At 39.9% G+C, this 20000-nt stretch carries 20 protein-coding genes; 3 read left to right on the forward strand and 17 right to left on the reverse strand.

Features of this window, described 5'->3' with window-relative positions:
* Positions 1 to 270: 270 nt before the first annotated feature.
* The 3 genes from GWP43_RS09205 (at position 271) to GWP43_RS09215 (ending at position 4721) form a co-directional block, all read left to right on the forward strand.
* Positions 271 to 1371: a slipin family protein gene (locus GWP43_RS09205; protein WP_162663901.1), complete on the forward strand. Its 1101-nt coding sequence runs from the start codon at positions 271 to 273 to the stop codon at positions 1369 to 1371.
* 10 nt (positions 1372 to 1381) lie between these two features.
* A complete protein-coding gene (locus GWP43_RS09210; protein WP_162663902.1) occupies positions 1382 to 3895 on the forward strand; it encodes an ATP-dependent helicase in 2514 nt (837 codons plus the stop codon).
* 643 nt (positions 3896 to 4538) lie between these two features.
* Positions 4539 to 4721, forward strand: coding sequence for a MerR family transcriptional regulator (locus GWP43_RS09215; protein WP_162663903.1), 183 nt, complete (start codon positions 4539 to 4541; stop codon positions 4719 to 4721).
* Between the two features lie 73 nt (positions 4722 to 4794).
* Here GWP43_RS09215 and GWP43_RS09220 read toward each other — a convergent pair whose 3' ends face one another.
* From GWP43_RS09220 to nrdD, 17 genes are all read right to left on the reverse strand, one after another.
* The gene (locus GWP43_RS09220; protein WP_162663904.1) at positions 4795 to 5157 is read right to left on the reverse strand and encodes a hypothetical protein; all 363 of its coding nucleotides are present in this window, start codon (positions 5155 to 5157) and stop codon (positions 4795 to 4797) included.
* 162 nt (positions 5158 to 5319) lie between these two features.
* Positions 5320 to 5616 (reverse strand): hypothetical protein, encoded by a 297-nt coding sequence (locus tag GWP43_RS09225; protein ID WP_162663905.1) that lies wholly within the window; start codon positions 5614 to 5616, stop codon positions 5320 to 5322.
* A gap of 27 nt (positions 5617 to 5643) precedes the next feature.
* Positions 5644 to 8850: a LamG domain-containing protein gene (locus GWP43_RS09230; protein ID WP_162663906.1), complete on the reverse strand. Its 3207-nt coding sequence runs from the start codon at positions 8848 to 8850 to the stop codon at positions 5644 to 5646.
* 1 nt (position 8851) lies between these two features.
* Entirely contained in the window at positions 8852 to 10786 is a 1935-nt protein-coding gene (locus GWP43_RS09235; protein WP_230977649.1) for a phage tail family protein, read from the reverse strand.
* Positions 10787 to 11161: 375 nt separating this feature from the next.
* Positions 11162 to 11314, reverse strand: a complete 153-nt coding sequence (locus GWP43_RS09240) for a hypothetical protein (RefSeq protein ID WP_162663908.1) — start codon at positions 11312 to 11314, stop codon at positions 11162 to 11164.
* Between the two features lie 92 nt (positions 11315 to 11406).
* The gene (locus GWP43_RS09245; protein ID WP_162663909.1) at positions 11407 to 11730 is read right to left on the reverse strand and encodes a hypothetical protein; all 324 of its coding nucleotides are present in this window, start codon (positions 11728 to 11730) and stop codon (positions 11407 to 11409) included.
* 10 nt (positions 11731 to 11740) lie between these two features.
* Positions 11741 to 12715: a phage tail tube protein gene (locus GWP43_RS09250; protein WP_162663910.1), complete on the reverse strand. Its 975-nt coding sequence runs from the start codon at positions 12713 to 12715 to the stop codon at positions 11741 to 11743.
* A gap of 29 nt (positions 12716 to 12744) precedes the next feature.
* Positions 12745 to 13182: a hypothetical protein gene (locus GWP43_RS09255; RefSeq protein ID WP_230977650.1), complete on the reverse strand. Its 438-nt coding sequence runs from the start codon at positions 13180 to 13182 to the stop codon at positions 12745 to 12747.
* A 2-nt stretch (positions 13183 to 13184) separates the two neighbouring features.
* Positions 13185 to 13649 carry an HK97 gp10 family phage protein gene (locus GWP43_RS09260; protein ID WP_162663911.1) on the reverse strand — a complete coding sequence of 155 codons (465 nt, stop codon included), beginning with the start codon at positions 13647 to 13649 and terminating at the stop codon, positions 13185 to 13187.
* A 6-nt stretch (positions 13650 to 13655) separates the two neighbouring features.
* Complete coding sequence (locus GWP43_RS09265) at positions 13656 to 14165, reverse strand: hypothetical protein (RefSeq protein WP_162663912.1); 510 nt, start codon at positions 14163 to 14165, stop codon at positions 13656 to 13658.
* A gap of 74 nt (positions 14166 to 14239) precedes the next feature.
* On the reverse strand, positions 14240 to 15292 hold the full coding sequence (locus GWP43_RS09270) for a phage major capsid protein (protein WP_162663913.1): 1053 nt from the start codon (positions 15290 to 15292) through the stop codon (positions 14240 to 14242).
* A gap of 13 nt (positions 15293 to 15305) precedes the next feature.
* Positions 15306 to 16067 (reverse strand): HK97 family phage prohead protease, encoded by a 762-nt coding sequence (locus tag GWP43_RS09275; protein WP_162663914.1) that lies wholly within the window; start codon positions 16065 to 16067, stop codon positions 15306 to 15308.
* A 73-nt stretch (positions 16068 to 16140) separates the two neighbouring features.
* Positions 16141 to 16380, reverse strand: coding sequence for a phage portal protein (locus GWP43_RS14950; RefSeq protein ID WP_230977651.1), 240 nt, complete (start codon positions 16378 to 16380; stop codon positions 16141 to 16143).
* A complete protein-coding gene (locus tag GWP43_RS09280; protein ID WP_230977652.1) occupies positions 16355 to 17308 on the reverse strand; it encodes a phage portal protein in 954 nt (317 codons plus the stop codon). The genes GWP43_RS14950 and GWP43_RS09280 overlap by 26 nt, the downstream gene beginning before the upstream one ends.
* A 30-nt stretch (positions 17309 to 17338) precedes the next feature.
* Positions 17339 to 18802, reverse strand: a complete 1464-nt coding sequence (locus GWP43_RS09285) for a terminase large subunit (protein WP_162664833.1) — start codon at positions 18800 to 18802, stop codon at positions 17339 to 17341.
* A gap of 199 nt (positions 18803 to 19001) precedes the next feature.
* Positions 19002 to 19505 carry a P27 family phage terminase small subunit gene (locus tag GWP43_RS09290; protein WP_162663915.1) on the reverse strand — a complete coding sequence of 168 codons (504 nt, stop codon included), beginning with the start codon at positions 19503 to 19505 and terminating at the stop codon, positions 19002 to 19004.
* Positions 19505 to 19684, reverse strand: coding sequence for an anaerobic ribonucleoside-triphosphate reductase (nrdD, locus tag GWP43_RS09295; protein WP_162663916.1), 180 nt, complete (start codon positions 19682 to 19684; stop codon positions 19505 to 19507). Before nrdD ends, GWP43_RS09290 begins: the two co-directional genes overlap by 1 nt.
* Positions 19685 to 20000: the final 316 nt, after the last annotated feature.

Genomic DNA, 20000 nt, shown 5'->3' on the forward strand with positions numbered 1-20000 from the left:
CCGTCCCGAGGACTTGTGCGGGGTCAGGTGAGGAGCTTGCAGACGGCAACCGGCGGATAACTTAGCATTGCAGCAGATACCGGAATGTAGAGCGCAGCTGCCGAAACTCAGGCTGCTACGGTTCTCTTTTTAGAAAGAGCTCCTAACCGTACCGAGCATAGAAGCATTGCAGCATTCCTAAAGCCGCGATCCGTTCTTCGACGGCAGGACAGGTCTTCCGTATTCTTTTTAATCTCAGGGCAATTGCCTCAGCTATTACAGGGAGTAAGTATGTATATTAGGTTTGATCAAAAGGTATTGCTATTTAAGCACGGAAAGTTTATCAAAATCCTAAAGCCTGGATTTTTTTTGAATTGGAAAAGCTATACGCTTGAATATCATTCGGTTTTTGAAGAACTGCATACCGCAGGCGATCCGGCTGAACTGCTTGCCGACGAGACATTCCGCAATCAAACGGAAACCGTTACGGTGAGCGCCGGTCATATTGCTCTCTATTTTGAGGATGGACTTTTAAAAGATGTGTTGACACCGGGACAGCATATTTTTTGGAATAATAGCCGCGTTAAAACATTTCAGCAGATTGATTTGAACAATCCTGAAATCAGCGCGGATATTGATCGGAATATCCTCACTGCCGATGTATTGAAACCCTACGTTATCAGCTATGGAGTTGAAGCATACGAGAAGGGGCTTCTCTACTTTGATAAACAATTCATCAAAATAGTGGAACCGGGAAATTATTTTTTCTGGAAAGGTGTTCAGTCCGTCAATGTGATGAAAGCCGATATGCGCGCACGGCAGCTTGAAATTTCGGGGCAGGAAATATTGACGAAAGATAAAGTCCTGCTCCGGCTTAATTTTATGTGCCGGTACAAAATAAACGATCCGGTAACGGCGCTGGTTTCAAATGCCGATTATGAAAATCAGCTGTACGTGTGCTTCCAGCTCGCGTTGCGCGAGTATGTCGGTACGCTCCTTTTTGATGAGCTGCTGCAGAAAAAACAGGAAATCAATACTTTCGTCATGGAGACCTTAAAACCCTATCAAGCACAATTCGGTATCGAAGTGCTTTCATGCGGACTGAAAGATATTATTTTGCCGGGAGAGATTCGGGATATTGTCAATCAAGTGTTGATTGCCGAAAAGAAAGCGCAGGCGAATATCATCACCCGCCGCGAAGAAACCGCTTCGACGCGGAGCCTCCTCAATACCGCTAAATTGATGGAGGAAAATCCCTTGCTGCTAAAGCTCAAGGAACTTGAATATGTCGATAAGATGAGTGAAAAGATCAGCCAAATTTCCATCACCGGCGGTGGGCAGATTTTAGATCAACTTAAAGAATTACTGACGGGAAATCTTAGCCAAAAGTAACATGAGAACGATGGAAGAAACGTGCGGATATTTATCGGTTTTAAATCCTGAACAACTTGAAGCGGTGTGTCATACCGGCTCGCCGCTTTTGATTTTGGCAGGCGCCGGCTCGGGGAAGACGCGGGTTATTACAACAAAAATTGCATGGCTCATTGCTGAACAGGGTGTGCGCCCTGAATCGATTTTGGCAGTTACCTTTACCAACAAGGCTGCTCGAGAAATGGCGGAACGGGCACAGGCACTGGATGAACGCGCAGCCAGGTCGAGTATCCGCACCTTTCACTCTTTCGGTGCGTGGATGCTGCGCCGGTATGCAGAATGGGCGGGACTTTCTCCCAATTTTACGATTTACGATGATGATGATTCGGTAACACTGCTGATGAAGGCGCTGCCTCAGCTGAATAAGCAGGAGGCGCAGCGCTTTATACGGAAAATCTCCCGCGCGAAAGATTATTGCCTGTTGCCCGATAGCCCGCAGCTTACGATGATCGACCCCGCGCCTGAGTTCGCTGTAATCTACCGTGCCTATCAACAGCGGCTCCGCGAAACGGGGAATGCCGACTTCGGAGATTTGATTATGCTGCCGGTTCAGCTGCTGCAAGGGCATACCGCTATTGCGCAACAGCTGCATAGACGCTTCAAAGTAATCCTCGTGGATGAGTATCAAGATTCAAACAGCGCTCAGTTTCAGCTATTGCGGGAATTGACCGGCGAAGACACGTATGTCTGTGTTGTCGGTGATGACGATCAGTCTATTTACCGCTTCCGCGGCGCTGAAGTACAGAATATCCTCACCTTTGACCGTCAGTTTCCGCACACAAAGATTATCCGGCTGGTGCGGAACTACCGCTCGTATGAACCGATTTTACGCGTCGCCGACTCGGTTGTGTCCCGCAATGAGGGACGGCTCGGTAAAACGCTGATTGCAGCACGCGGAACCGGCGGACAAAAGCCCTGCCTTTATTACCTACCATCTCAAGATGCGGAGGCAGAGCTGTGTGTGCAGCTCATCAAAAAGGCGGTGCGGGCGGGAGGCGCCTATTCGGATTGGGCAATTTTGTACCGCACCAATGCACAGTCGCTCAACTTTGAAACAACTTTCCTGCACGAAAAAATTCCGCACAAGGTAGTCGGTACGCTCAAGTTCTACGAACGCGAGGAAATTAAGGATGCGCTGGCTCTTTTGGCGCTCATCGCAAACGGACGGGATGAAATTGCCTTCCGCCGTATGGTAAATAAACCCGCGCGGGGAATCGGCGAAACCACACAGAATAAACTGATCGCGTATGCCCGCGCAGCATTTGCAAGTTTATCTGCAAATACAGATTCATCTGAAAATGCGGGAGAAGCGGCAGAGGCAGGTTCATCGGCATTCGACACTTCACCGGAACAAGACAGCAGAAGCGCTCAACAGGAGTTCACTCAACTGCAACACAACTCCGTACACTCGCAGCAGCCGGAGCTGTCCCAACTGCAAGAACCCGCTGCCCTACCCTTGCGACAACAGACAGAAGATACACCGCAACAGCAGCCGCAACAAGGAGCCGACTATATTACTGTACTGCTCGGCGCAGGAGCAAAACTCCCGATACCCAAGAAAGCAGGTACCGCGCTGCAGGAGTTTTTAAATACATTGTATTCGCTCCGCAGCCTCCTTGCCGAATACGATTCCGCAAATACCGCCGGCGCTGCGGCGTTTGATACGGCAGTGGAAGCCGATGCACAAGCCGACGACCTGTGGTCTGATGCCCCAATCGGCAGTACCATAGACACCGGCGCCTCTGAACAGGCAGTTACGCAGAAACACGGGCAGCAGGGCGAGCGGCTCGCTGCCTTTGTATTGGCAGTTATCGAGCAAACAGGTTTGGGTGTTTTTCACCGGAATCAAGATGAAGTGATGGGCACTCAGAAAACAGCGAACTTGCAGGAACTTGCCAATACCGCTTCACTGTACCCCTGCTCGGCTGCCGGGCTGACTTCCTTTTTAGAGCATATCGAACTAGACCGCAGTCTTGCGGAAACCGATGCAGGAGCCGATGCCGTACAGCTTATCACTATGCACAACACAAAAGGCCTTGAGTTCCGCAATGTGATTATCACCGGTCTTGAAAACGGTATTTTTCCGCGCAATGACGAAAGCGCCGAAGATATGGAAGAAGAGCGGCGGTTGATGTATGTCGCCTGTACCCGTGCACAAGACGCGCTGTATATGACCAGCTGCGCGGCACGGCGGATGTACGGGAAGCTATCGTATATGGAACCGAGTCGCTTTTTAGCGGAAATTGACAGCGGTCTTGTCGACGTAATAGGACAATCCATAACAAGCTTTGCCTCTCCCGCCGATGAAGAAGCTGCATTATGGAAGTGCGGGCAGCGTCTCTTTCACGACGACTACGGCTACGGCTATGTCGTACAGTCAAGGCAAAGCGGCAGCGAGTTGGTGATTACCGTGCAGTTTGAAAACGGCAGCCAAAAACGCTTTTTCCCTGTGTATCAGAAGAGTCAACTTTTTCGTGTCGACTAGTCTTTTGCAAATATACGGCGCATCTACTGCGTTGCTGCGCAAAAATAAATGCTCAACGTACAGCAAGTACGTCTCCGCTTTATTTTTGCTCGCGCCTTGTATCTGCACCGTCTCTTTGCAAAAGCGCTGGAGGTGTGTATCTACTTCGTTGCTGCGAACAAATTAGTCTTCGACGTATCAGAACCGCCATGTGTCCACGTGCTTAGTTTATAATATTTAGAGGAATATTGTCAAGTGAATAAGAAGTAAAAAATTTATAAGTTATTTTACAAAAGTACTTTACAAATAGTATCGAGTATGATATAATATAATCATCTTAAAGAAAAGGAGGTCAAGAAAATGCGTAAGCATAAAAAAAGACCGCCCGAAAGGACGGTCTTGGTTCTAGCGATTATTGGTTCTATCTTGGCAATAGTCAATAGCTTGCTAGAGTTAATCAAAAACCTGCTTAATCGTTAGCCGCGGTTAAACAGAGTGGAAGCCCTTCGGGGCTTCCTTTAAAACTATATCTACTTTTAAGGGGTTAGTCAATGAGTAATACAAAACTAGTCAAAGTCTTAAACGTCGTCTTAGTCGTATTTATCGTAGTTACGGCTATAAGTATCGTCGTTAAAGTTATCAATTTCTTTTAAGGGAGTCCGCCATGCTGTATTCAGTTACGCAGGCAGCCGAACTGAAAAACGTTTCTCCCGTCTATTTACGAAAATGGGCAAGAGAAAATGGCTGTCAGAAAGTCGGCTGGTCTTTCTTACTTTCCGATGAGGACTTGAAAAAGTTTGACGAAAGGAACCGGCAGGTAGGGAAGCCTAAAAAGATAACCAATTAAAAATGGAAGGGGGGCGGGTATTACTCGCCTCTACTTTTTTACAATTAGGTATATTGTTCCACCAATAATAACGCTAGTTAAGATTACAATTACCCCCGTCTGGATTTTCGAGGATATTTGAGATTTCTTGTATTGTTGTGATAAGGTCTTGTAAGATTGCTCTACTGTCTCTAATGATTGTTTCTGCCTCGTCAGTTTCTGCTCTGCCTCTTGTAATAATTTCTCTGACTTTACTAAGCTGGTCTGTAAGTTGCTGATTTTCATTTCTAGCAAGCTCAAGTTCTTGTCGAGCTGCCTGCAATATTCCATTGCTTTTGTAAGTTGAAAATTGACGTCCTGCGAATAAACCGGCGACGAAAATAAGAAGAATAAAAACGATATAGAAAATATTATTTTTCTGTCCATTGATAACCCTCAATAAATTTTTGAACAACATTGCCTCCAATATAAATAAGAGAAACTCTTCCGAAAAAGAGTAGAATCAACTCTTGAGTGCTAGAAGCGACTTGAGTTGATAAAAACGAAAAAATGACTAAACCCAGCCAGACGAAAAATACAAAAAACTTTCTTGACTGAATTTTACGCGTTATATTTTTTATCATTTTGGAATTCCTATTTTTGTTAAGAAATAACATACCGTCCCCGTGATAAAGAGTTTAAAAGTCGTATCCACGATAAATAGCCACCTATTCGATTTTTCTTGTAACGGTTGGAGTTCTAACGTTTTTATTCTTTTATCGTGAGAGTTGATAGCTTTCAAAAATTCCTCTTCTTTATTTTTTAAGTCGTCTATATCCTTTTGTTGAAGCGCCGTTTTTAAGACTACGTTTTTTAATTCCATCAAAGTTTGTTCTATAACACTTAAACGATATTCAATAGCTGAAACATTTTCCATAAGATTCTACCTTTATATAAATAGTCTTTAGCTTATTTTAATAAACCCGTTTTCATCCCGATATAAAACATTTTGCTCCGGCGGTTTGCTAAAAGAAATATTAGGAATAATTACTTTCTGTGAAGGATTATATGTATTAAAGGTTGCATTCTGCTGAGACGGCCACCATTTCGCAGAGCCATATCCGTCTTCATCAAGATTGGTTATATAACGGTTATACTGAATACTTTTTGCGCCACTTATTTTTTCAATAATATCCCCATTATTGCTATAAAGAGTAACTCTAACATTTATTGAGTCATTACCACCCCATTGCTCACATTTAATATATCTAATAGTAGTAGTTCCATAGATTCCATCAACTGAATGACCAGATGTTAAAGGAGTATCAATAAAATACTTATTATCCCATAGGAATCGAATCTCTTTCAAGGTAGTTATTTTTGGAAAAATATCAAAAGGATTATCCCCTTTATTCCATGAATATAAAAACTGTGGTGCAGGGGCTGGTCTGTTCAATACCTGAAACCCTTGACAATTTATTTCCCCTGAAAAAGTTGCGTTTCCATCGGGGCTAACCTCAAATATTTTCTTTCCTTTATTCTTTGCCAAAATACCAACATCTTTATTGATATTCAGTTCAAAATCATTGGGATTACTACTATCGTTATCAATTTTTAATTTTTTTACTTCAAGGAAATTACCGAACGCATTATTGAACGCCAGAAACTGACAAAATAAAGCCCCAAACATTTGAGGTTCGCTTGAATACATATCGCCGCATTTTTCAAAATGGTCTTTAAGACAAGCCGTATACTCTTTTTGATATTGACTCTGCGGGTCTAGCTTTAACCATTCACTCCCAGTCCAACGATAACACCAACCTTTCTTATAGCTATCGGCATTGGAGGTCATTAAAATCCAGTCTCCAATATTCGCTGTATTATTTCCGGTTTTACCACCATTGGTAATAAAAACTTGTTTACCATCTGGCGCGATATTAGAAGTACCAAGATATTTAGGGGTTTGAATCGCAATGGCGTTATTAGGATTATCCGAATCAATCATCCAATCGGCTTCGGTGTAATTCTTTACCGGATACCGCGGGTTTAAGTAGAGATATAAAACCTCCCGCTCGGTTAAAAGGCGGTTAAAGAAGATGAGGTTTGCAAGGGAGCCTACTGTAGATTCTGGTGGATTAAACTTTCCTTTTGCCATATCACAATGGCTATCATTCGATACCCAGTTGCTAAAATCGTTATCTTTTTTTACCTCCCCCATTTTAATACAATCGAGATATAGTATTTTTTTACAATACGTTTCTTGTAAATCCGTCATCACAACGAGGTGATGCCATCGATTATCAAAAATTTTTCCTTTTGGAATTTTTACGCTGAGGTTTACATTTGAGTCTTTATATATTGAAACCAAGAGGAATTGGTCAACCTTCCCATCTTTTGTTCCAAACCAGCTATAATCGTAGTCTCCATAATGCCACGGTCTATGAATTGAAGTTTGTTCTTGTACTTCATTCATTTTTATCCATCTGGAATGGCTCCATTGTTTTCCGACACCAATAAAGTTTTGTTTCGGCCTTGATAAGTATCCCTTATTAAAAGCAATTGTAGTACCTATGATATTATCTTTTATTCTTTCAAAGGTATCGCTTAAAAATCCATGTTGTTTATTTCCAGAACCGTCAACAACTGTTGTCCTATCTGCATCCGTGGATACATCCGCCATATCATAATACGCAACCGGATTAAGCGGCATTACTGCGTTTAATAGTACCCATTTTTCTCCCGTCCAGCGGTATAGTTGCCCTTGGAAGGTACCTATCTGATTTTCATAGTCGCCGGTAGTTTCAAGCGATGGAAGTAATTTTGTAGAACCGTCTTTGCCAGGGGTTCCTTGTAATCCGCTTATTTTGCTTGAATTTCGATAAGAATGAGATTTTACTTCAGCGGGAGTATATTCTGAAACTGCTTCCAGCTCATAAATATAGGCTGCGTTCAAAAATGTTTGTTTTTTTATAATTCGTGCGTTTAAGCTTCCCATGCCGCTTTCAGAAACTTTGACAAAAGACCCGACCGGATAATTTTGCTTTGATTTTAATTTTATTGCGTAGTCCGCGTATGAATAATAGTTACTGATATTCTTTACAAATTCTTTGATATCATTTTCATTATCAAGATACCGTATTTCATATTCTTTGGTTTTGTTTCCTCTAGTCGCCTTGGTAATATTATCCGCTTTTTTAATATAGGCATTGCCATAGACGTCGAATTGCTTAATATATTTTTTAGTATTAGTAGTATTTTTTGCTTTCAATAATCCTTGCTTTCCGCAATTCTCTATAGTCAAAGTTATTCCTGTATCTTTTTTTATATCTTGTTTTATAATTTCAGTTACGAGTAATATATTTCCTTCCGTACTATCATACTTTATATAATTCTCTTCTTTACCAAAAATAAAGCTATTCGGTTCAATTTCAATAGTGCATTTATCTTTATTATTACCCTTTTGCGTATCGGAGAAGATGAGCGTATTTTCAAGATAAATTATTTCTTTCCATTTTCCTTCAACATTATTACACTCTTCCTCTTTTTTTGTTACGGTAATATTATCCAAAATGTTGCTTCCATTAAACTCTTGAGTTATTTTTCCAGCGGGAGGAATTTCAAACAATGGGTTGATAATAAAAAATCCATTATTATCAAAATCAAAAGCGTATCCCAATTCAAAACAAAGTTGTTGAAGGACGTCCTGTATTTTATCTTTTTCTTCGAGTACGCAAAGAGTAATCGTTCTACTGTATAATTGATGTATCGGTTTATATGCCAATCCTGCTCTTGTCAAAAGGTATTGTATAATCTCCGCCGCTGGTTTTTTAATGAACGTTTTTTGTTCGCCAACCTCATTATTAAGTAATATTGATGGGGATACAATCTCTAAAGATATTGGTTGATTTCGCTGCGTCTTTTGAAAATTAAAATCTTTACGCAAGAAACCGGTAAATATTTTTTTGCTTCCCTCTATAATTTCTGCCCTTATGTTTATATCCCCATAGATTTTTAAGTTATTCGCAATATCCGTATCAAAGGGTATTGTCAACCGTGCGGAATTCGTCGCCATTTGTAAATTGTTATGGTATATTTCCGTTAATTCAAAGTTATCGATAATAATATCACTTTGTTTTGTTTTTGTACTTGAAAAATAAAATATTACTTTCATATTATCTCCCTAACCTTTCTGCGTTTTTAATTTCGTCTCTAATCTGTAGCGCAATCTCTCTTGCGTCTCCGTTCACATAGGAATGGTTATAATAAATATTGACGTAAATATCTTTGGCCGCCGTATAGCTTGCCCCCCGTGAAGAACTCTCTTTTTTTTCTTCTGATGATTTAGTTTTACCGTCTTCTAAGTCGCCAAGCCTATTAAAATGAATTTCTGTGGCTTCTTGTAACCCTCTAAAGGGACGCCAACCGAAAATATTGATACTTTTTAATACTTGTACAATTTTGTTCCATATCCGAATGAAAAAATTACCTACCGATTCGACCATCGTCATAAGAAAATTAACGACCGGCTTAATAATGTAGGTGTATAGAAATTTTAATATATTTGCAAAAAGTTCTAGTGCAACTTGGAAGATTTTTATAACGGGAGTCAGCTTCAAGAATACGCTAACGAGTTGCGACACTACGGTAATTATCGGGGTGATAATATCAAACAGAATGACTAATACATCTAAGAATGGGGTTAAGATTTCATTTATAACGGAAAAAACCGGAAGTAATACCGCCCCGACAATTTCGCCGATTGAATGGAGAATAGAAACTAAAGGACTAAATATTTCACTTACCAGAGGGGCGACTATTGTCGCCGCGACTGTCATAATTTCAGTAATACCATTGATAAACTTTTCAAATTCAGGACACGCTTTAGTCAAGGCGGCGATAAACTTACCGACTAACATAACGATTAAGCCAATCGGGTTACTCTCTAAGATGAGGGAGACAATTTCTCCCACTTCGCCAAGCGCTTTCAAAATTCCGGTAAATTTCGTTAATGCGGACGAACTTTTATTTGTTTGTTGTATAATTTCTCCTGTTGAGGAAGCAGAGGAAGAGCCTGTGTCGCTACTACTTTCTTTGTGAACCGGCCGGTTCATAATATCGTTGACGGTATTTTTAAACTCGCCGATTTCTTTATTAAATTGTTTCCCTAAATCTTCCGTAGTCTTTTTATATGCGCCTACTGTTTCTTCCACACCATCTACTATACCGGTTCCAACATTTTTCCAACTATCTACAATTTTTTGAGTATCTACTTTCTCTGGTTTTTCAGACTTTACAAGTAGTTCTATTTGTGGAGCTTTTTCAATCTTTATAAGTTTTTCTTTCCCTAAAAATTCATTAACGGTATTGATTTTTTCAATAGCCCAGTTTATTTTATCCGTGAACCAACCGACAACATTATTGATGCCTTGAATAAAGAAATTGATTACCGCATTAAACGCCGCTTTGATTTCGTAACCAATCCACTCGAAACCGGTCTTCAACGGTTCCCAAATGGTAGTACCAACCGCTTGTACAACGTTCCATAAGACCAACATCATATTTTTAAATATCGTTATGCTTAATTTCCCGACCGTTTTGAAGAAATTAACAAAACCTTCAATCGTGAAAAGACGCTTTAGTATTCCTTTTACTAAAGTAAATGAAGCAGTCGCAACTTCGGGTAGATTTAAAAAAAGATTAGTTATTTTATCTGCGTTCGCTTCAAGAAAAGTATTGATATTTTCAAGTATGGGGAGCATTCCTTTCATACCTTCAAATTTTAATGCGCCCGCTATACCGCCTAATTTTTCTTTAATGTCTCCGACAAGATTTCCGAATTGAGCTGTAACTCCCTTTAGTGTATTTTGTGAAAGACTTTCAGCGAACCCGTTATACTTACTCGCAACAATATCGAGAGCTTCGCCATTCTTTAGTTGCTCTTCCGTTAAGTTCTTCATTTCGGGAATAAGTTCTCCTAGTTTTCCTTTTTGTCCCGATAAGGTTTTTGTTAAATTTTTAACATTGCTGTCTAAATCGCCAACACCTGCGCTGCTTAATTCAACCGCAGCTTTTAATACTTTTTTGATTTCTTTTTCTTCATAACCCAACGAGGCGATATAGGCGGCTTGCCCTTGTAATATTTCGTCTCCATATATCGATTTCCCTTGTAATTTTCCGGTATAATCAACAATGGATTTAAAACTTGCTTGGGTAAGTTTATTATTATTCCGTACTGCTTGAGATAACCGGTTAAGCGCTTCTTCTTGTACGCCATAGGCTTGCGTACATTCATTTGAAAAATTGATAATTTTTTTAACGGCAAGGGCAGCTGTAACGGCAACGAACGCCCCTTTAAGTTTTCCGGCAATATCAGATAGTGAGGATAAACCGTTCTGTGCTTGTGAAATTGCTTGCCCGTTATAGGTGCCGCCAATTCGATACGTAATACTCGCCATTCTTATTTTTCCTTTTCCTAACTATTTTTAAATTTGAGGCTGCTCATTCAGCTTTTCAAAAAAAACATTCTGAATCGCCATCAACGCACTCATTGTCTTTACCGGCTGCTCTGCGCTTCCGCCTGAAAAAGGTAAATGCAAAAACGAACCGGTTCGCCTGTCAACCGAAAATAAAAACATATCAAAAAAGATACGCCATTTAATAAAGAGGGCTTTTGTCTCTGGTTGTTCTAATGGGTCGCAGCCCCAGAATAATAACTTTGCAACTTGTCTTATTTCTGTTTCTTCCCAAGCCTCGATTGAAAAGGGATAGAATCAATCCAAACTTTTAAAATTTCCGTAAATAACGACGATGATTTTTTTAAGAATTGGTAAAGCGTTTTTCCATCAACTTCATTATCTTCGTCATCGGTAAAGGAAGAAGCTATAACGCAAGAGGGGAATATTTTTTCCATAAGGTCAAAATTCTTTTTATCGTCATTTCCAAAACTACTAATCTCTTGCGTATTTGGTTCCCGTAATTCGATAAAATCCCCGTCCTCTAATTCGATTTTCGTTGTAAATATATATTTCTTTTCAGCTTCCGATATTCTCATTTGTTCTCCTTTAATATTTTTGTTGATATGAATTTACTAATTCAACGGTAATAAGTTCGTCTACTCCATTCTCTAGGGCGGAAAAACTCATAGTCTGCTTTATAGAGCCTGCGTCTCCAAAGTTTGCGTTACTCTCGGTAACTTGGTTACACGGGATAGTAAATTTCAAACTATACGGCGTATCATCTTCAATAATTTCGTCCGAAGTAAAGACTAATTCAATTTTTGCCGTATCGTCGGTTTTATAAAATTTCTCTCGTAACGTTTCGGTATCTCTGGTATACAACATTTCAACGTCCGCTTTAATTTCTCTCGTCCCCGCTTGCGGTTCTAAGAAATATAAACCCGTACCGGTCGTTTGTAATGCCCCGTCTAATCCGTTGTTGTAGTCCAACTTTATTGAAGTAACGTCGGCTATTTCACTTCCTTGAACGTAGACTTTTCCATGACGAAACTTGAAAGCTTTTAAGGGAGAGGTTTGTAATGTCGTAACTTGCGAAGTACTTCCTTCATCTTTCCCTTGTAGCGTTATATCGAGTTTTAGATAATCTTCGGGACTTGCGGAAAAACTCATACTCGCTATTTTAACGCCGTTATAGGTAAAGTTTTTCGTTTTCCGGTTAATAAAAAAACAGAGACTTGGGAGTATATCTGTTTCTTCGTTTCCGATAGCCGTAAATGTATGTTTATAAACATTTTCTTTTCCGGCAACCTTTTCTACTTCCCCCTCATTTCCTAATCCGGCAAGTAAAAATAAACCGACATCATCGGGACGGGCAAGCGTTGAGATACTCCCTTCCGTTTTTAAGCTCATTGTTTCCTTTCTTCCGGTCGCTTTTCCGCCGGTTAAAAGTCCTTCGTCCTTTTTATTATAGGTCGGTTTAATACTTTCATTGGCTACCTTTATCTGCCGCGCCGGTTGAGGTACTTCGCCGTATTGCGTTTCCTTTCCAATCTGTACAATTAAACTGTTTCCATTTATCATTTTATTTTTCCTTTTCTAGTAATATAGTCTTAACGTTCCGTCTCGACTTTTATTGTTAGCTCACATAATTTGATGTGTACGTTTGCTTCCGTTGCGTTATAGAACGCTACCGATTCAATAATACCAAAATCCGATATACCAAAGTTTCCGCCAGAACGCTCCACCATTTCATAGAAAGCCGCGGCGTATTTCAGCATAGTTTCTTTCAACTCGCTTGCTTTTCCGTTACGAAAGGTAAGGTATATTGTAAATTCAAGCGTTTCCTTATTACTTTCGTTGCTTAAACTAGTGAACGTGTACTTTCCAAAGTCATAAAATAATTGTTTTGACTTTGTATACCGGTCAAAATCAAGATAATCATCAACGTAAGCGTCAACATCAGAGAGCCGCAATTCTTTCAGTACCGCTTTATAATTATCCTGAATATATTTTTTTATTTTCTCTTGCTGGTCTAAAAAATCTATCATTCTTAATCCCTAAATAGTTTATCGAGTTCTTTTTGAAAAGCGGTATCCATTATTGCGTCAGCTTTGCCGGTATTCCAGTAATACCGAATCGCCGGTTCCAAAAAGGGCTTTGCCGGAAGCGTTACCGATTTTACTTTTACGAATTTCTCATTCACTTTGAAAGTGAGATAGCCATTACGGGCGGTTATCCGTGCGCCTTTTTCGACAAAACGTGCATAGAACGCTTTTTTCTTTATCCCTATTTTTGCCGTAAAATCGGTATTAGCGTATGAAAAAAGATTTTTATAAATGCCCTCTTCTTTTTGTTTATTAAAGCCTCGTTGTCTCATAGTCCTGCGGGCTTCTTTTTTTACTTGGGCATTCACCTTCCCAACGAGACGGCGGGCAATTTTCGGCATCTTATCTTTGCAATCTTTAAGCTGCCTTTCATACTCTTTATAATCAATTTCAACTTGTACTTGAACCATTGTATTTTATATCCTATAGTCTGCGATTTGTAATAAATACTTATCAAAGTTGGTAGTATTGATAAAAGTTCGCGTTCCACTATCTTGGAAACTTTTTGAATTGATTCCAATATTATTATTGCTTTCCGTTTGGAGAATACCGGCAATCCGCAAGGCGGTCAGTTTTATAATTGCGGGGATTTCTTTATAACCGGCGGTGAGAATAACTTTTATATTTCGCTTCCCTTTCGGAAAAGGAATTGATGAAAAAATACAGTTTCTATCAAAAAAACAGCCCTCTTGAATAACGCCGTCAACTTCGATACGTTTTATTTCAGTTATTGGTTGGGCGGGCACTTGTATTTCTTTTTCTCCCGTTCCGTCGATAAAAAATGTATACGCTTTTTCTTCCGGTTCATAATGAAGATAGTTTGCGATAATATTACAAGCCGATTCCACAAATAAGCCTTGTTGACTATTAGTATCTTCGGGATACACATTCGTAAATTTTTGTAAATCTTCAATCGTTATTATCATACTAGTATAGTCTTAAAATAAAAAAGGGAAGCAAGCTATAAACTCACTTCCCTTAGTTTCATTTTTTAATTTCTTTATTTAACTTGTAAGACGGTAAAGTTCTTATCCAGAGCAGGTTTTCCGGCAAGATACATATCGACATCAAATGTCGTTACTAAACTACCGGCGGTCTTTTTCGGTTCAATATTCAATTCACCGGCAACCGCAACAGCGTAGTTTTGGAAGTCTCCCGCTACAGCGATTTTTGAACCTGTTGTCATTTCTTTCGGCATATAAGAAGTAACAATTACCGGTACATTTTCAATCATCTTGTTTCTGATTAAATCTTCACGGTATACCTTATGCGCATCGGTAACGTCAGCAATAAATGCCGTATATACTGCCGGATGTAAGAAGATACAAGCCGTATCCGTTTTATCCGAAACGGTAAGGGCAAAATGGGCAAGGTCGGACAGTTTCACTTGTACGGCGGCGGTTTTCATTGTCTCGGCGGTACTGGAAAGAACGGAAGAAAAATGTCCGCCGGTTCCCGTTCCATTAAAGATTTCATACGCCATACAATCAGCGAACGTATCGGCAATAATGCCTTGCAGTTCACTTTCAAAAGCGGCCGCCGATAACTTCAAGGTTTCATTCGAGACGGGGATACTTATACCAAAGGCTTTAGCGGTCAAGGTTGTATTTCCTAAATTCGCTGTATTTTCTTTTGCCAGCGTTCCATCATCCGCAACCGGCGCAGGGCGCGTTAAAGCTGTTCCCCAAATTGGGATAACCGTACTTGCGTTCTCTCCGTAGAAGTAGCGCACTTTTTCAAGAACCGCTTTCTTGCTTCCCATAAGCTGGACGATTTCACGTATCGTATTAACGACGCCAGTTCCGGAAAGGGTAATGCTCCGCTTTTCTTGCATCGCTTTTGCAATGTCGGCAAATACGCCCTCTGGCTTTTTCTCCCGTTGCTGGGGAGCGGTCTGCTGCGCCATCCGCTTTTCAATATCATGTTTTTTTGTCCGTAAGGCTTCAAATTCTGCCTTAGCGTCGGCGGACTTTATACTTCCTTCCTTTACCTTTTCCGAGAGAGAGCGCAGCTCTACTTCAATCAATCTTTTCTCTTCAATAAGTTTTTCCATAGTTTTTCCTTTATTAGTTTTCAAGTTCCATTTCACAAAGAAGGGCTAGTTTTTCAAGTTCCTCCTGTTCAGTGCCGTTTTCTTTGGGAGTGCCGTCCGGCTGTTCCCTTTTATCGGGCTGCTGATTATCGAGATTCTCTTCTTTCTCTTCCTCTTTAATAATAGTCTGTAATTTTTCAATAACGGATTTCAGTTCTTTCTTTTCCTCTTCCGTTACTGTTTCATCACCCCCTATTATTTGATTCAATCTTTCTAATTCCATAGTCTTTAATAAACTCCTTATCGACGTGAATGACGTTGTTTTTTCATAGGCGGGATACGCTACGCAGAATGAAACTTCCTCTAGCTTCACGGATTGTAAATACGTTACGTTCCCCCTTCTTTCTTGTTTATATGGGATAAAGCCGAATGACATCGTAGTTACGTCTCCACGACTAATAACCTCAAAAGCATCGTTACCCCACGTAGTATTGGGAACTTTACAACGACAAATTAAGCCCTCACTCGATTGCTCAAGCTGTAATGTTTCCGATTTCGTACTTCCTAATACTTTGTTTGCGTCGTGAGCAAATAAAGCCCGCACTTCCGCTTTATCCGCTAATGTTTTTTTGAACGCTGATTCTTCTATCACTTCAAAACATGGGTCATTCTCATCCCAAAAGTTTAAGTTTTCACTTCTTGAATTATAGGGAATTAAACCAATTATCCATCTCTCGCCGTTTTCTTCCCGCGCGGTAAAATTTGTTTTTAAGTTCCGTACAATCTTTTCCTTCATATTATTATAGTCCTTTTATTGTTTATCCGAACCCTTACCTATTGTCGTTCCGGCAAGGGCAGCATTCTCTATCTCAATTTTTTGATTTTGCCATATAAGCGGTAATATTTTCTTCCGTCAGCGGCATAAGGTTTGCTGGAATAAACGCCGTATCTCCCGCTTCAAGGGAGGGGAGGTTCTCTTTCCGTCTAATTTCATTAGGCGTTAAAATCCCATTCATTACTTGCTTGGTATAAGCGTCAATTTTTGCCGTTAAAGAAGTCTTGAGTACCGAATTATAATTAAATTCAATCGTATACCGCTCTTTTTTCACTAGGAGGGAATAACGTATGAAGCGCTTCTTCAAAAGCGCTTACTAGCGGTTGAATCGCTTGCGTCATAAAAAGTGTCGTTACCGTTTCTATATCCCCTACGTCTTTACCGGTAAGATAGCAAAGCGGAACGTTAAAAATATGCGCTATTGTTTCAAGTTGGAAAAGCCGATTTTCCGTTAATTGGTTTGCGCGGTTATCGCTTACGCCGGTATCTATTGTTGAAAACTCAATATTGCCGGTCTTTACAATCGGCTTTCCAGCGTTCTCGGTTCCCCCATACGTTTTTATATAGCGGTCTCTGATTTTCCGCTGTTCATCTTCACTTGCGTTCGGATATGCTTTTGTTAAATCAATGACTAATCGCTTACCCATCGAATTATCAAAGGTGTTTATCGTATAATCATCTAAATTATGGGAAGCCTCGAAAGTTTTGCGACAGACTTCAAAAATAGATTGTCCTTTTTTTCCATCATAGCCGAACCGAGAGGGAATATGTAAAACTTTCTCACTATCATACCGCTTCCCGTAATAGGTATAGATTTTTTGATTAAATTCGTTTCGGCTTACGATTACCGCGCTGGGGTTTAAGCGGAATAACGAAATAACGCGCCCTTCTTCATTGGTATATTTATAAAGATAGACGTTCCCAGCGTAATAATCTTTAATGAGGGAATAGAAAAAAAGAAAGTGAGTTTCGTCAAGGTTCGGTTCCTCTAATACGTCATATATTGGATGGTTTATTTTCTGTTTCGTCCTTTTATCGTACACCCCATACGAAAGAGAAGCGAACGCACTGGCTATCTTATCAATACAGGAAAAGGCCGCTTCCTCGTACGTTTCATACGCGCTAATAATACTCGTATAATCATAAAGCGCTTTCGGTTTCGTCTTTGCGTTTTTATTTCTAAAGAATTGGAATAATTTCATAATTCGTTTTTATACCTTATATATATAGTCTTAGAAGGAATGAAGTATTGTATCGAATGAAACGGCGGGGGCTGCTTTGTGAGCGGCTTCGCATCTATCCCGCGCCATAATTGAAGTAATGATACCGTCTATCCGTTTTGTTGAAGATTTATATTCTTTCAGCGGTTTATAGTTATTGTTGACATCGGGCTTTATCATAACGTTTTGTAATTGCCAAAGAATAACAGGATTCGGGTCAATGATTTTTTCTTCCAGCGCAAGACGTTCATACGCTTTTGTCGGAGAGGCAAAATTCTTTAATGACTGGTCATAATCGATATACGTTATTTCCGGTAAGGAACTATTTAATTTTTCAATTAAAAAGTTTGCTTGCCATCGGTCATACGCTATTTCCTCGATACGGTACCGCCTCGCATCTTTTACAATATCGCTATAAATTTCTTCATAGTTTATAGTACTTCCTGCGGTGGTCTTCACGTAACCTTTTTCTATCCATTCGAGGAAGTTGATATTTTCTTTTCGATAGCGTTCTTGTACGGTTTCTTCCGGTATATAAAATAGATGTTTAAAATAATACTTCCCGTTTAAGTACCAGCAAAGAGAGTAAGCGGTCATATCGTTGACACTTGATAAGTCTAACGCACCGTAACAAGGAAGCGTTTCAAGCGTTTCATAGTTTATTGCTTCGTACTGTTTCCATTTATTTAACGGTATCCAGCTGCTTTTTTCGTTTACCCAGAAACCGCACGTCTTTGATTTAAAATCCCCTTGGTGGCTTGGCGTTATCAACGCATCGTTTAAGTCGGATTCTAATACGTCCGGCTTGAGTATACAGCCAAGTGAGGGATTCGCTTTTATAAAGTTTTTACAATCTTTCCAGTCATCTTTTTCGTCATACGCATAAATAATACCAAAGTAGCTCTCATCCGTAAGCGTATTATTAAGGATTGATTTACACTTTTTATTTTCCGCGTAACAGGGATTACTTATATCGAGTCCCGCCGACGTTATGATAGCGACTAATCCATTTAGTCGGGCGCGGGAACCGTAACGAAACGCCGTTACTATCTTATCATTATCATAGCAGTGGAATTCATCGATAATTGATAGGGAATTTCTATAGCCATCTATCGCGGTACTCTCCGAGGAAAAAAACGCTATTCGACTATTCTGATATAAAACGCTATTCGTAAAACACTCACTCACTTTCGTAAGGTCTGAATCCGCTTTAATAATTGCCTTTAATTCTCGGAAAGATTTTTCCGCTTGGGCGGTATCTTTTGAAACAAGATAGCTTTCGGCGGCGTCGGTAACGAGAAAATCATAGAGAATTTGAGGAAATAATAAGCCGGTCGTTTTTCCGTTCTTTCTCGCCACTTCTATATAGGCTTGACGGAAGCGACGGCGTTCAAGATTATCCTTATAGTAAAATCCATAGAGGTTTGCGTAGATAAATAATTGCCACGGTAATAATTCCAGAGGCTTTTTTAGTATCGGGAATAATTAAACTTTCGGCAAAAGAGCAGAATTCGCTAAAGCGTTCACTATTAAACGTGAAGGGGAAGCCCGCTTCCTTTTCTTTTTTCCTATCTGATAAATATCTTTCTATCGCTTTCTTAGTATATCGCCCCGCTGGTATCTTTCCGCTTTTTTATATCTTTACAATAGGCGGCTACTAGTTCCTCGTACGCTTTCATTGGTTCCTCTTATCCAGTAGCTTCGCTATTGCCGACTTCGTTTCAATACTCTTATGTTGTAATTCAAGCTGGTCAAGTTGGAGCTTCGTTCTTGCAGAGGGGCTAATATAGTACTTATTGGCTAACTTGTTACATTGATTACTTACTGATACTTGTAGCTTGGTCAACCGTTCGTAAGCGTCAAAATCTTTAACTATATCCGTCTTTTTTAAGGCGCGTTGAATATCCCGTAATTGTTGAATCAGATTATATAAAATCTCCAGTTCGGGAAGGTCTACCGGATTGAGAATTTTAAGATTGATTAAAAGAGAAGTATGGTATTCGTAATACTCTTTCAAATACTTTTCCGTAATGGAAGTAGGCGCAATAAGCTTTGTTTCTTCGGTGAACACAGAGAGAGCGGTTATAGCGTTCTCCGCCTCTTCTCGCTTTCCGTGGCGGTCTTTTCTGAAAGTCCCTTCTTTCTTTAATTGCGCAACCGTTTTTCTTTGTCGAGGCATTAAATGATGTACTCTTTTCTTTCCCGATACTCTTGAGCTTTTCCCTCGCACCAATCCCGAACCGGTCTAAAATATCCGGAAACTCTCGTATAGGTGGAGGCTGTTCCTTTGCATAAATCGGGGCTATTCATCGCCGCTTTAATGGACGCTATTTCCTTATCTAGTGGTTTTTCATTCATACTCATATAGTCTACCGGCAGGTCTGGAATTGACATATCTTTTTTGAAACGGGGGCTGGTGATTTTGCTTATTTTTACTCATTTTTTGACAGTATATATGGGGTTTTTGCTCATTTTTGCTTGAAAAAGAGCGTTTTTATTAAAAATACTATCCCAATATTACATATTTAGCTAAATATTCTTATAAATTAGAGCGATTCAGCTCCTCTTAAAAGTGTTCCATATAATAGAAGAAACCCATTAGCGCTACTTTCTCACGGTTAAACTATATAATTATGAAACAACTTTTATTTACAGAAAGGGGATTGCTTTTAAG

This window comes from Treponema vincentii, from assembly GCF_010365865.1.
GTDB lineage: Bacteria > Spirochaetota > Spirochaetia > Treponematales > Treponemataceae > Treponema.